The organism is Spiroplasma culicicola AES-1 (genome assembly GCF_000565175.1).
Classification (GTDB): Bacteria; Bacillota_I; Bacilli_A; order Mycoplasmatales; family Mycoplasmataceae; genus Spiroplasma_A; species Spiroplasma_A culicicola.
The window spans coordinates 288,374-302,481 of sequence record NZ_CP006681.1 but is presented as its reverse complement, the minus strand read 5'-3'; the positions used below and the strand labels follow the sequence as shown (position 1 = coordinate 302,481).

General features: G+C 28.0%; 16 protein-coding genes. 1 reads left to right on the top strand and 15 read right to left on the bottom strand.

Annotation, left to right across the window (positions count from 1 at the left end; translation table 4 throughout):
- Positions 1-91 precede the first annotated feature (91 nt).
- The gene (gene trpS / locus SCULI_RS01400; RefSeq protein WP_025362849.1) at positions 92-1,105 is read left to right on the top strand and encodes a tryptophan--tRNA ligase; all 1,014 of its coding nucleotides are present in this window, start codon (positions 92-94) and stop codon (positions 1,103-1,105) included.
- A 30-nt stretch (positions 1,106-1,135) separates the two neighbouring features.
- On the opposite strand, the gene SCULI_RS01395 is transcribed toward trpS, so the two are convergent.
- The 15 genes from SCULI_RS01395 to SCULI_RS05480 form a co-directional block, all read right to left on the bottom strand.
- The gene (locus SCULI_RS01395) at positions 1,136-1,393 is read right to left on the bottom strand and encodes a hypothetical protein (RefSeq protein WP_025362848.1); all 258 of its coding nucleotides are present in this window, start codon (positions 1,391-1,393) and stop codon (positions 1,136-1,138) included.
- Positions 1,394-1,520: 127 nt separating this feature from the next.
- Positions 1,521-3,305, bottom strand: a complete 1,785-nt coding sequence (locus SCULI_RS01390) for a Pr6Pr family membrane protein (protein ID WP_025362847.1) — start codon at positions 3,303-3,305, stop codon at positions 1,521-1,523.
- 60 nt (positions 3,306-3,365) lie between these two features.
- Positions 3,366-3,704, bottom strand: a complete 339-nt coding sequence (locus tag SCULI_RS01385) for a hypothetical protein (RefSeq protein WP_025362846.1) — start codon at positions 3,702-3,704, stop codon at positions 3,366-3,368.
- A gap of 106 nt (positions 3,705-3,810) precedes the next feature.
- Positions 3,811-4,176 (bottom strand): 50S ribosomal protein L20, encoded by a 366-nt coding sequence (gene rplT / locus SCULI_RS01380; RefSeq protein ID WP_025362845.1) that lies wholly within the window; start codon positions 4,174-4,176, stop codon positions 3,811-3,813.
- A 17-nt stretch (positions 4,177-4,193) separates the two neighbouring features.
- Positions 4,194-4,388, bottom strand: coding sequence for a 50S ribosomal protein L35 (gene rpmI / locus SCULI_RS01375; RefSeq protein ID WP_025362844.1), 195 nt, complete (start codon positions 4,386-4,388; stop codon positions 4,194-4,196).
- Positions 4,389-4,410: 22 nt separating this feature from the next.
- Positions 4,411-4,941: a translation initiation factor IF-3 gene (gene infC, locus SCULI_RS01370; protein WP_025362843.1), complete on the bottom strand. Its 531-nt coding sequence runs from the start codon at positions 4,939-4,941 to the stop codon at positions 4,411-4,413.
- A gap of 195 nt (positions 4,942-5,136) precedes the next feature.
- Complete coding sequence (locus SCULI_RS01365; RefSeq protein WP_025362842.1) at positions 5,137-5,808, bottom strand: hypothetical protein; 672 nt, start codon at positions 5,806-5,808, stop codon at positions 5,137-5,139.
- Between the two features lie 3 nt (positions 5,809-5,811).
- A complete protein-coding gene (locus SCULI_RS01360) occupies positions 5,812-6,021 on the bottom strand; it encodes a hypothetical protein (protein WP_025362841.1) in 210 nt (69 codons plus the stop codon).
- Positions 6,022-6,078: 57 nt separating this feature from the next.
- Positions 6,079-7,872 carry a PTS transporter subunit EIIC gene (locus tag SCULI_RS01355; RefSeq protein ID WP_025362840.1) on the bottom strand — a complete coding sequence of 598 codons (1,794 nt, stop codon included), beginning with the start codon at positions 7,870-7,872 and terminating at the stop codon, positions 6,079-6,081.
- Between the two features lie 168 nt (positions 7,873-8,040).
- Positions 8,041-8,322: a hypothetical protein gene (locus SCULI_RS01350; protein WP_025362839.1), complete on the bottom strand. Its 282-nt coding sequence runs from the start codon at positions 8,320-8,322 to the stop codon at positions 8,041-8,043.
- A gap of 11 nt (positions 8,323-8,333) precedes the next feature.
- Positions 8,334-9,434, bottom strand: coding sequence for a DUF871 domain-containing protein (locus SCULI_RS01345; protein WP_025362838.1), 1,101 nt, complete (start codon positions 9,432-9,434; stop codon positions 8,334-8,336).
- A 118-nt stretch (positions 9,435-9,552) separates the two neighbouring features.
- Entirely contained in the window at positions 9,553-9,849 is a 297-nt protein-coding gene (locus tag SCULI_RS01340; protein WP_025362837.1) for a PTS sugar transporter subunit IIB, read from the bottom strand.
- 14 nt (positions 9,850-9,863) lie between these two features.
- Positions 9,864-12,041 (bottom strand): PTS transporter subunit EIIC, encoded by a 2,178-nt coding sequence (locus SCULI_RS01335; protein ID WP_025362836.1) that lies wholly within the window; start codon positions 12,039-12,041, stop codon positions 9,864-9,866.
- Between the two features lies 1 nt (position 12,042).
- Positions 12,043-13,047, bottom strand: coding sequence for a lipoprotein (locus SCULI_RS01330; protein WP_025362835.1), 1,005 nt, complete (start codon positions 13,045-13,047; stop codon positions 12,043-12,045).
- A gap of 89 nt (positions 13,048-13,136) precedes the next feature.
- Positions 13,137-14,084, bottom strand: a complete 948-nt coding sequence (locus tag SCULI_RS05480) for an ROK family protein (RefSeq protein ID WP_025362834.1) — start codon at positions 14,082-14,084, stop codon at positions 13,137-13,139.
- Between the last annotated feature and the right edge of the window lie 24 nt (positions 14,085-14,108).

Below are 14,108 nucleotides of genomic sequence, written 5' to 3'. Positions count from 1 at the left end.
TAACTTTTATTATTTTACTAATATATTTTACAAAAATATATTAAAATGTATAATTACATTGTTTAAATGTTTTTAAAAAGGAGAATATTTTATGGATAAAAAAAGAATGTTATCAGCAATAACTACAACTGGGCAAATTACTTTAGGGAATTATATCGGAGCATTAAAAAACTTTGTTGCTTTACAAGAAGAATTTGAAATGTATATCTTTGTAGCCAATTTGCATGGTATTACTGTTCCAATTGAAAAAGACATTTTGAGAAAAAATATCAAAAGCTTAGTGACTTTATATTTTGCATGTGGACTAGATCCCAATAAATCGACAGTTTTTGTACAAAGTGACGTTTTAGAACATGCTCAATTGGGGTGAATTTTAACTTGCAATACAACAATTGGTGAATTGCAAAGAATGACTCAATTTAAAGATAAATCAACTAAAATTAAATCAGAAAATGGAACTGAATTTATTCCTACAGGTTTATTAATTTATCCTTCACTAATGGCTGCAGACATTCTTTTATATGATCCAGCTTTTGTTCCTGTAGGAAAAGATCAAAAACAACATATTGAATTAACGCGTAATATTGCTGAAAGAATGAACAATAAATTTGGAGAAATGTTTAGTATTCCTCAAGAATACACTCCTAAATTAGGTTCAAAAATCATGGATTTACAAGATCCAAGTAAAAAAATGTCGAAATCTGCAAGTAACCCAAAAAGTTACATTGCTTTACTAGATGATTTAGATGTAGTTAGAAAAAAAATTAAATCAGCAATAACCGATTCAGAGAATTTAATTAAATATGATCCAGAAAACAAACCTGGAGTAAGTAATTTATTAACTATTTACTCTTCTTTAACAAGCAAAACAATGGAGGAAGTTGAAACTCATTTTGAAGGTAAAGATTATGGTATTTTAAAAGATGAAGTTGCAGATGTTGTAGTAGAATTGCTTTCAAAAATTCAAACAAGATATAATGAATTATTTAATTCTCAACAAGTTGATGAATGATTAGAACTTGGAGCAAATAAAGCAAGAAAAATTGCTCATAAAAAATTAACCAAAGTTCAAAACTTAACTGGACTAAACTATAAAAGAAAATAAAAAAATCCTTTTAAAAGGATTTTTATTATTTTAGTCTCTTCATAGGTAAACTAATGCATCAGCGGGTTCACCACATCCACAAGTTCCACAATTTGCTGCTTCTTCTTTTAATTCACAGTTTGCATTCAATAATTCAACTCTTCCTTCAGCTAAAGCTTGGTTAACTAAATCCCCTCTTTTAACTGCTCAAAGTAATGTTTTACCTGAATCTAATGCAGAAACGATTGGTGAAAAGTCTCCCCCATTAATTTCTCTAATTTCTACTAAATTGTTTAAATCTTTTGGCATATTAATTTCCCCCTTTAAGATTTAAACTAATTATATCAATATGACTATAAAATACAATTAAATGCAAAAAATGGGTTCTAGGAGAAGCCCATTTTTACTATATGTAAAAAGAATGAATATCTTTTTATTATTTATTTGCTGCTTTTTTAGTATCTTTTTTTATTACTTTTTTTGGTTGTTTTTCAACTTTATTATTTGCTTTTAATTCTAATTTATTTACAGATCAATTATATAAACTACTTGTTCCAATTAAAATTGAACTAATTAATCCCACTGCAAAGATTAATGCCCCTCATCCTGGTAAACCAAGTCATCCACTATTTCTTACGTTTAAGAATGGATAAGGTCACAATCATGCTCCTTTTGAGTATCAATAATTTTGTCCTCAAGATGCAAATAAAATTTCTCCTCTAACAAGAATAAATAAAGCATAGAATATTGGATAAGAAATAATTGCAATAACTCTTCTTTTTGAAAATAATTCTTTTGTTGTTCCAAAATTTTCTTTTTTATATCAAAATACAAAGTAGAAAATCATGCATAAAGGAAATACTGTATGCAATAAGATATTTACAATTCATCAAGATAAAGTTGCTTGATTTCCATCAACTGTTCCAGCTGTATGAATTGTTGGCAACATTAAACAATTAAAAATAATAAAAGTTACAGTAATGTATCCTGAAATTGCTAAACTTCATTGATAATTTGTAAATTTACCTTTATGTTCATTGCCTCCTTTAATAAAAGCTACAATAAATCATGCAGATACTAATAAGTTTGATTGGAATGTAAACATTCCTAATGCAAAGTTTCATGAAGTAATTAAATCTCCTCCAATTCTTATTGGATTTTCATCTCCTTCATTGAACAATACAAATTTATTGTATCTATTACCTTCATCTCCATTTGCAGATGCATATGAAGAATATAGAGCTAAAACTAACATTGCAGCAGAAGCAAGAGCAACTACTAATTTGAAGTAATGTTTTGTAGTTTTAAAATCTTTTAAAGTCATTAAACTTTTTGAATTATTAAATTCAGTTTCTTCAACTTTATATGCTTCATTGTTAAATTTTTTACCATCAACTTTTAAAGTTAAAGCAAGTAATCCTGTACTTAAACCCATAAGTGAAACTAATGCTATGATTATAACTATTGCAAATATAATTCCAGAATTTAATCCCATTGTTGTTTGATTAAAGTTTAAGAATGGATATACTCATAAACTAATAATATTTGCATATTTATCTGCATATTCGCTTACATATGTTGAATATAGTAAGTATGATTTTGCACTAATTAATGCAAAATAAATAATTGGCAATAATAAGATGCTCATAATTTGTTTTATTTTAAAAACATCAACCAATTTCATGTTTGTTCTACCCTCATAATAGAAAGCAAAGAACACAAATGTAAATAATGGAATTACCACATATAGAATCAAATTTGAAATTCATCATGAAGGATCCATATTTGTTCCATCAAATGAACCATCTTTTACACTTGTTGGTAGTAATATAAATAAAAATACTACCATACTTGTTAAATTTCATACTGTAATTGCTAATCCACTTGTATATTTTGTGAATTTATTTGTATGAACATTTGTTTTATCAAAAAATGCCAAAACAAAAAATCATAGAGCTGTTATTGTTGTGATGACAACTCCAAAATAACTAAAAAATAACAGTATTACATAGAGCATATCAAACCCTGCAGATTGATATCCCCCATCTTCAATGACACTTCCAGTATTTGGATCACGAGCATAATCTCATTGATTCCATCTACCATAAGTACCAAGCCCACTAAAAAATAATCTAATAAAAATTAAAAAAATTGTTAATAGCATTAAACTACCCGCAACTATTTTTGTTATTTTTCGATTAGATTGACCTACATTTATCATTTTTTCTGATCAGTCCTTTCAATATTTTAATTATACTTTAATTTTTAAAATTGATTAAACTTATTTAAATGCATCCTCATCAAATTTTCATTGCATTGATTTAACTTTTTTAATAATTTTTGTGCAATCTGCTTTTGGTCGAAAATCAATACATTGAGGATGTACTGCTATAAAATTATTTGCAATAAAATCCATTGTTTTTAAATTAATAATGTCAACAACCCATCCAAATTGACCCATTAATTCATTATCAAATTCATCTTTAATCATGTGAAATTTACAAATATAACACATGCGATATTCATTTTCTGGTTTATTAACCAAACTTGGTGCATTATTTCAACCTGCTTCTACATCATTTTTTTCAAACTCAACAATCCCGTTCCTTAGTTTTGCCATTTGTTCTTCCTCTCATACATATTATTGTAAACAAAAATTGATATTTTTTAGAGCTTTAAATTATAAAAAAGACAAAGAATTATCTTTGTCTTATTATTTAAACATCTTATTTTTTAGCGCTTAAAGCTTTTTTTGAAGCCTCAACAATTAATTCAAATTGTTTTGGTTCATGAATTGCTAATTCTGATAGCATTTTTCTGTTGATATCGATACCAGCTAATTTTACACCATTCATAAATTTTGAATAGCTTAATCCTAAAGGTCTAACAGCAGCATTAATACGTACAATTCATAATTTTCTAAAGTCACGTTTTCTTAATTTACGTCCAACAAATGCATAATGCATTGAACGTACAACTTGTTCATGAGCTTTTTTGTAATTTGCTTTCTTTGTTCCGTAGTATCCTTTTGCTCTTTTGATTCAACGTTTTCTTCTTGCTCTTGTTACTTTTCCAAATTTAACTCTTGCCATAATTTCCTACCTACCTTTTAGTTTTGTAATAATCCTTTTAGACGTTTCATGTCTCCAGCTGATACAAATGAAGATTTTTTAAGATGTCTTTTTTGTTTTGTGGTTTTGTTTTGTGCTAAGTGAGATCTATAAGCGTGACCTCTTTTTAGTTTACCAGATCCTGTTTTTTTAACTCTTTTTGCTAAAGAGCTTTTTGTTTTCATTTTTGGCATAACTTTTCCTCCCTTTAAATAATTAACCTTTTTTAGGCACTACATACATATCTAAGAAACGAGTATTTAATTTTGCTTCTTTTTCAACTTTAGCAATATCTTCTATCTTTGTATAAAATTTATTTAAAGTTTCTAAACCAAATTGTTGGTAAGCAATTTCTCTTCCTTTAAATTTTAAAGAAATTTTTACTCTATCTCCGGCTTCTAAAAATTCTCTTGCTTTTCTAGCTTTTGTATCCATATCGTGATCACCAATACCAACAGTTAATCTGATTTCTTTGTTTTCAACTTTAACTTGATGTTTTTTGTTTTCACGTTGTTTTCTTTTTTGTTCATATTTAAATTTACCAAAATCCAATATTTTTGCAATTGCTGTTGTATTGTCTTGCATTCCAACTTGTAGTAAATCTAAACCTAACTCTTCTGCCATTTTTAAAGCTTCGAATTTATTTAGTGGTCCTTCTTTTGAACCATCTTCTTTAATGATTAGAATTTGTTTTGCTCTAATTTCACGATTAACAAATTCTGTTTTTGCATTTCTATTGTCTGCCATTCTTCCTCCAAAATAAAAGTGTGCCTTAAAAGATTAGGAGCACACTCAAAATTATTTAACTTTATCTAAAATCGATAATAAATAAGTTTCATTTACCGCTTTCTCTACGTGGCGGTGAGCTTGTGCGCTTCTTCTTCTAAACCATAATTATTATATATTTATTTTTTCTATAAATGTCAGTTTTTTTCAAAAAAATTAACAAAACTTATCAATATCTAAAATAGAAGCTTTTAATCTTTTTGAAGTAAATTTAAGATTATTTTCTTGGCAATATTTTTCTAATTGTTGAGTTAAAACTTCAATTTCATGTTCAAGATTTTCACTATCATTTGCATTATCTAAACGATAATTTAAATTACGTATATCATTCTCCAATTTATACATTCCCAATACTTTATTGTGCATTTCAATTTGTTCTTGCTCACTAAATTGTTTTGTTGGTATTTTTGTATCACCTGGAAAATAGTCTAAATCAATATGTTTACAACCAATATGGTGGTATCCCTTTGAAATTGCTTCATTCATTGTAATATATTTTGTATCATATTCTTCTAGTGAAAGTACTTCATTTTCAAATGGACGACATAATTCGCAACTATCTAATTGTGGTTGCACATATATTAATGAACGGTTTCTAATTGCTTGTGATTTACCAAATCAATTGTAAATTCCCATCATTGGTACTGATGAAGTTGAATTGTGATTTTCTTTATTTTCAAGCTGACTTCCAGGTTTATTTGTAATATCTTCTTTTGCTTTTTTTCTTTTGTAAATTTTTTCTCAAGGAATAACAAAATAAATTACAACGCAAATTACTATAATAATCAAAATGATTCATCATTCCAGATTTTTTCCAAATCATCCCATAGTCTATACATTATGATCATTTAAATGATCATAATACCCCCTTGCTTCAACTAGACTAATATTTTGTCTTTTTTTACAACTAGTACAAATACCCTGTGAACTATCTTCACTTTCAAAATTAATTGGTTTTTTAAAAGTAAATTTTTTAAAGTCTCAGCATTTTTTACAGAATGTAAAAATTCAATTTGTATCTTGATCAAAATTAAAAGCCATATTTTTTTCTCCTTAAATAAAAAATAAAATGGTTATTTACCATTTTATTTTAGTTTACTACATATTTAATTGTTTTTTAACTGCATTTGCAACGTGTTCAACATCAGGTCCAATTACAATTTGAAGTCCTTCAGTTCCTAAACGTTTTGTACCAAATGCTCCAGATGCTTTGACTTTTTTGTCATCTACAATTGCATTGTCTTTAACAACTAAACGTAGTCTTGTAGCACAGTTATCAACACTTACAAAGTTGTCTTTTCCAACAGCTTCAATAATTGTTGATGCCATGTTATCATATTTTTCTGATTTTGAACCTTTAGCTGCTTTTGCGGCTTTTGGTGCTGAGTTATTTGATGAAATAACAGCTCCATCAGTTGCTTCTCTTCCTGGAGTTGCAAGATTCATACCTTTAATTGTAAAGTAGAATACAAAGTAGTATGTTGCTCCTGCTGCTACAGATAAGACTAATGTTCATAATGGATTGCTTAAAGCAAGATTATCATGATGCGCTGCTAATCCTCATGATTGTGCAAATGAAATTGCATAATCAATAAATCCTGCACTAAATCCAAATCCGATTTGAATTTGCATTGCAGTTGAAATTGCCATAAATATTCCAGTTAATAGAGCATGTACTCCTAAAAGAACTGGTGCAATAAATACGAATGAGAATTCTAGAGGTTCTGTAATTCCTGATAGGAATGAAACTCCAGCAACTCCTCCTAAGAATCCAGCAATTTCTTTTCTATTTTCTTTGTGAGCAGTCATAATCATTGCTACAGCTGCCATTGGTAATCCACCCATCATAATTGGGAAGAATCCTCCTTGGAATAATCCTGAGTTTGAGATACCTTGCGTAAATGCGTTAATATCTCCGTTTACAATTTTTCCAGTTTCTATAACTTCTCCAGTAATTGGACTAATTACATCCCCCATGATTGGTAATTGGAATCAGAAGAATGTGTTTAAGATTTGGTGTAATCCAAATGGTAATAACAATCTGTTTAAGATTGCATATGTTGCAGTTCCTGGAATTGCAATTGCTGGATTAGTTGGATCTGCTACTGCATTTCCAAATTTAATTAATCCAAATTGAATTCAAGGTCATACAATTGCAAACAAGATTGCTGTTGGAATAGCTACTGCTAATGCAACCATTGGTACAAATCTTCTTCCCCCGAAGAATGATAATGCTGTTGGTAATTTAATTTCTTTTAAACGGTTGTAGAAAAATGCTGATAAACATCCAGATACAATACCTCCAAGTACCCCGATATTTAAAACATATGTTGCTCCAATTACAACTTCTTTTCCATCAACTTGTCCCATAAGTGGAACATAAAATAATTGTGATCATACTTTAGGTGATGCTAGTTCTAGTATCTCTTCAACACCTTCTTTGTTTAATCAAATGTAGTGTGTTTGTTCTGTTCCTAATATGTCACCATAAATTGCTTGTGGTAAAGTACCCTCTGCAGTTAAAGCAGCTAGAGCCATGTAGAATATTAATCCTACTAATGCAACTTCTCCACGATGATCTTTTGCTAATCCAAATGCTGTACCAATTGCAAATAACAATGGTAAGTTAGCAAATGGCACATCACCAGGTCTTTGAATAACCAAAGATATTCAATATCCAATGCTTCCTTCTTCAGCATATTGTAATCCTAATGCACCAAATCTGTTTAAGATAGCTGCAAATGGCAATACTGCGATTGGGAATTGAAGTGCTTTTCCTAATTCTTGTAACATTGTCAAGAATTTACTTCAAGCACCTGGCCCTGATGAACTGTTAGCTTTTTTTGCAAGTTTTTTTTCTTCTTTACTTGCATGAATTTGTGCTTCAGCCATTATAAGTTCTCCTTCTATTTGATTAGAAAAATTTCTAATCAATCTATATAATAATAGCAAAAATTATTGCTTTTAGTCTATAACTTTTAGAAAATTTTACATTTTTTTGCAAAATTTTCTAAACTTTTGCTATTACACTCTTATATTAAAAAAAAAAAAAAAAAGCAACTAAGCTGCTTTAATTAAACCTTCAATTGAAATTGGCAATAATATTAATGTTCCTACATATCCTACTAACATCAGAATAATAATTGCATAATATTGTCAAAATCTAAAGATTTTGAATTTACCTGTAACTGTTTTAAAAGTATCTTTTTCCATTTTTTTAGCATTTTTAAAATTTATAAAGAAAAAAGTAGCTGCAACTGCCAATACTAATAAAGCAATTGCTATTCCAAGCATTCAAAAGTATGCACTTTTACTAATTTCTTGTTCTGCTGCAAATAACATATTTATTTCTCCTATACTAGATTAAATCTGAAATGACTTCAAGGTTTGATAAAGTCAATTAAACGTTTTTCTTCGCTTTTTACTGATCCTATATAATTATATTTATTATTTTTATCTTTAAATTCTTCTTTTAAAATTATGTGAACTTCACCTTTATATTTTGGATCATTATTATTAACAATAACAACATCACCATAATTATAAGTATCTTTAATATTATTCGGTTCGACTGAGTCATTTTTAAATTTAACACGACTAAATGTTGATCTAATAAAGTATTCTGTGATATCTCCACGTCTAAAATGCTCATAATTTAAGATATCCTTTTCAATATCTTTAATATCTTGATAACATTCTAAATCAAAAGTAATTTCATAGCGATCAACTTGACTCAATTCAATTAATTCTTCTTTTGAAGCATATGCATTTCCAATTAGCACTGTATCAATTTCATTAGTATAAAACAAAATTTTTGCTTGTTGACTAATTCCTAAGTTTCTTTGTTCTTCAAGTGTTGGCAATTCTTTTCACCCAATTGCTGTAGTCATTTCTCCAATGTGACTACCAACAAATGCTGCTGTAGGAATTCTGTGTTTTAAGTATCTTTGATTTGCTTGAATAAAGTAATCAAATGGTAAAGCCGTATACTCTAAAGGATAAAAGTTATGACATCCGCTTAGTCTCTCTCTAATTGGTTGAAAATCAAATACATTATCAATTAAACTATCATTATTTGACATATTCAATTGAATATCAACTTTTGCTTTATTATGAGTAATTGTTGCTATTTCTGCAGGCAAGCTTGGTGAATCCAATCTTAAGCAATCAATGCCATATTCGCCACATTTTGATAAATCATCAACACTAATTCCAATTAATTTCATTGAAGCATATTCAACATCTAAAATTGTATAAAATCCAATTGATTTTGCATATTTAATAACTTCTAATACTTGTTGAGCTTTTTGTTTATCATTTTCACTACCAACAAAGTGTAAAGCACTTGTAAATACAACAGTATAACCAAGTGACTTTGCAAGATCTAGATATGCTTTATCTTGTTCAAAAGTTGATTGTTCTGGATAAACAGATATTCCTAATTGTCTTTTCATATTTGCCTCATTTCTAAGTATATTTTATCAATAAAAAAGAGTACAACTAACATTTTCTTATTTACTTTTTTAAAATAAGTAGATAAGAAAATGTTAATTACACTCTATATTTTTTAAACTATTTACAGTTACTTAAAGCAAAATCTAAAACTTTTTGTCCATTTGCTTTTCCATAATCATCTGCATTAATTACAAATACTGGTGTTGAAGTAACCTCTTTAACTCCATCAAGTTCAAATGAAACTTGTGGTCCTAATAAAACAATATCTCAGTCGTTAGCCATTGTTTTTGCATTAGCAACTGAAGTTGCATCAATTGTTACATCGATTTCATCTTCAAATGCTATATCTCTCATTTTTCCAACTAAGATTGATGTGCTCATTCCTCCAGCACATGCTAATAAAACTTTTTTCATATTTTTAAACCCTCCTAATTTTGATTTATTTTATTTTGAATTGTGATGTTTTGAGTTGTGTTAACATTGTATTTTGCAAGTAATTCTTTTTTCTCAATTGAATTTGCAAGTACTACAAATGGTGAATAAACTGCAAATAAAATACCACAGTTAATTAACACAACAAATCCAGCCCAAAAGTCTTTAGTAGTTAGAATTCCACCCAACACTGGAGGTGTTGTTCATGGAACAATAACAGATGAATAATTCATTATTCCTGAAATAGTTGCAAAATATGCAAACATCCCAGCTAATAATGGCCCTAAAATAAATGGAATAAATAATACTGGATTTAATACAAGTGGTAACCCAAATAATAATGGTTCGTTAACACAGAATAATGCTGGAATTATAGTCATTTTTGCCATTGCTCTTCAATCACTACGTTTTGAAAATACCATGATTGCAAAAATTAACATAATTGTTCCCCCAGTTCCTCCAATATGAATAAAGTTATTCATAAATGGGTTTGTGAAAACAAATTTTGGATCTAAACCTTGTGCTAATGCTTCTTGGTTTTCAATTAATCCACTTAATTGAATTGGTTCAACAATTCCAGATAAAACTCCTGAAGCGTGAATCCCCATTGATCATAATAATTGTCAAATTATAACAATAACAACCATTCCACCAAATCCAGAAACAACACCAACTAATGGTTTTTGAATTAAAACTACAATAAATTCATTTAAACTAGCAAATGTTTTTGTTTCATTTCCAATTTGGATTTCACCTACAAATTGACCTATTTCATAAATTCCAAATGACATTAATCCAAATACTGTTAATGTAATTGCATAAGGAATTAGAACATTAAATGATTTAGCAACACCTTCTGGAACAGATTCAGGCATTTTGATTTTTAAATTTTCATTTTGAGCAGCTTTCCCATAAATTGCTGTTGATATAATTGAAATAATAATCCCTGTAAACATACCAGCATTTCCAAATACACTAATATCTGTGTAAAAGGTTGGATTCATACAAATAATTGATGCTAATGCAAGCACAGCTGCAGATCAAGGATTTACTTTATAAAACGGAGCTAAATGATAAGCAACAGCTCCACCCAATAGTAATGCATAAAATGCATATGTACCATTTCAAATGTTTGCTCCAATTGTTTTGAAAGTATTTAAGATTTCTAATGAATCTAAATCCATAATAATTCAATTGAAAAGTCCTCCACTTGCAGCAGATAGAACAATGTTGTTAATCAAAATAAATACGGCACCAACCATGATAATTGGCATTAATGAAAAGAATCCATTTCTTAAAGCTACCATAAATTTTCAGTTAGATATTTTTCCCGATACTTTAGTTGCACCATCAACAAATGTTTTAAATGTTACTTCATTAACTTTTGTTTTGTTATATCTAATTTCAAGTTTTTGATCTTTGATTCGATTCTTTTGAATTGTCACTTTACTTCTATGCTGAATTTTTAATTGATTAATTTGTAAAGTTAATTCATATATTTTTGCTTGACCCTCATTTTTAAAAGGTTTAAGTTTAAAATTTGATTGTTTTCATAGAGAAAATTTTACGTTTTTAATATCTTGATTTTGTTCAATAAATTCTCTAACAATAGTTTTAGTATTATCTTTTAATTCTTTTTTAAATTTAGAGATTGAAGCATGAACACTTTCTTTTAAAGTAACTAATTGCTCTTTTAAAATTTTATCTTGTTCAATCATTTGAGTACTATAATGTTCTCATTTTGTTTTTAATAATTGATTATTTTCTTTAATCTTAATTTTTAAAGCTCTATTTTTCTCTTTAATTTGTTTTTTAGCAGCTGAAACTGATTCGATTTCATCTTTTGCTTTATTTATTCTATTTATGATCTTAAGACGATATTCTTCATTTAATTGTTCTTTATTTAACTTATAATTTGCATACAATTGATTAATGTCATTTTTAGCATACTTTGCTCCAGTTACTTCAATTTCAAAAGCATCTTTTAAAGCTTTTTGTTTTTCTTTTAAAATCTTTTGAAATTGTGGTTTAATTGAGCGAACTTTATGTTTTTTAGTATGTAAAATTGCTGAAGTTTCTTTAATTTCAACTCTATTTGCCTTATATTGTTTCTTTTCTTGAAGTAATTGCAAATGAATAGAATTTACCTCAGGGTATTTAAAATATTTATCCATTTTATTCACCACCAATTTCTTCTCGAATTTTTTCAATTAATTTTTGATCATAAGCATATAAATCAAGTGTTTCTCTCATATTATAGCTAATAGCATAATGTTCTAATTTTTTATGATATTCATTTTCCCCAACTGGAAATGAAAATTGGTCTAATAATTCTATTCATTGTTCATTAGTAATTTGAAAATATCGCTCTGCAAGACTATCAACACCATGTCTTCCTGTATCAATATATCCAATTAATCTTTCATCAAATTTGATTTTTGTTTGACTTGGTCCTCTTGAAACAGCTTGACCTAAATATACAAATTTAAATAATGGATTAAACATTCCATCATTAACTCAATCAATCATTAAATCAAGTTTTGCAATATTAATTGCTCTTTCTTTATTAGATTCTTCTTGTTTTGAAGCCATATAATCTAAATAATTTTTGTATACTTCAACAAGTTTAATATTTCTTTTTAATACAGCAAGTTTTGCAATATTTAATTGGAAATCAGTTGTTACAATTTCATCTAATAAAATATTTAACATTTCAAGTTCCAATTCATATGGTAGGTTTTTTTCAGTTTCACTTATTAATTGTAAATCTTTTATTATAAGAATTTTTCATTCATATTCATGGTTCTTTAAAATATTTTCAAATCAAACACTTGCTTCTTCAAAATATTTAATTAAAATTTGAACTCAAGTTTCATATTTAAAATTTTGTTCTACATTATTTGGCATAATATCTAGATTTAATGCACAAGTAGGTGTATCTTCATCTATTGTTCCAAATGTACATCCATCAATTCCTATATCAACTGGAGAGCGATTTGCATCAGGTTTAAAAGAATTATAGCTATATAAAGGAACACCAAAATAATTAGCTGCATCATATGTAATAATATTGTAAATTTCTTTTGAATATTTTCCCTCACAAGCAATTACATTTGCTGTTAAAACAGATGTACTTGTAACAAGTGAAAAACTAGATAAAATACTTAACAACTTTTTCATAAAAAACCTCACTAATACAATAATATATTATTTTTTTAGTAAAATAAAGAAAAAAACCAAACTAATAGTTTGGTTTTAAAACTTTAATTTTATATATTTGCTTTTCCATATTCATAAACTCCTCAAGCTCCAACTAAATCGCTTAGTGATGCTTGAACTAAGTTTAATCTATGATAAAAGTCTGGTAATACATAGTTTGATAATTGGTTTTTAATTAAATCTAATAATGGTTTTCCTAAATTTGAAGGACCCCCACCAATTACTATCATTGAAATATCAAAGAAATGAATTAAAACTGAAATAACTTTTGCCAATGGTTCCATTGAAGTACTAAATACTTCTAAAACATCGGGATCTTTATCTTGAAATAAATCTGCAACATCTTTAATATGCAAATTTTCTCCCAATTCAGCGTATTTATCTGCAAGTGGACCTTTTGAAACTTTAGCCTTTTCAATTAATGCTCTCTCGATACCAGTTGCTGATGCAATTGGTTCAATACATCCTTTTAATCCACATCCACATTGAACTTTATCTTGGAATCCCCCACCATGTCCTGGTTCACTTGGAAGTCCTGTATTATCTCCAAAAACTAATTCTCCGTTGAAAATAGCTCCTCCTCCAACTCCAGTTCCAATTGTAAATAGAGCCATTGATGAAGGAACTTTTTTAAGTCCTTTACTTCATTCACCAAAAGTAGCTGCTTTTGCATCATTTAAAACAATAACTTTTTGTGTTTTAAATAATCTTTTTAATTCATCTTTTGTAGGATAATCTCTTCAACCTAAGTTATTTGAAAAAATAACATTTCCAGTTGAATTATCAACAATACCACAAACAGCAATACCAACAAAATCTAATTCGTCCATTTTAATATCGTGTTTTTTAGCAACAATAAATGCTTCATCTGCAATTCTTTCTAATAAATTTTCTCTATTAGTTGTATCAAAAATAAATTTGACTACAACTTGATCATTATCAAAGAATGCACATTTAGCAGAAGTTGCCCCTAAATCTATTGCTAGTGCTTTAGCCATGTTTTGTACCCTCCCTTTTTTTAA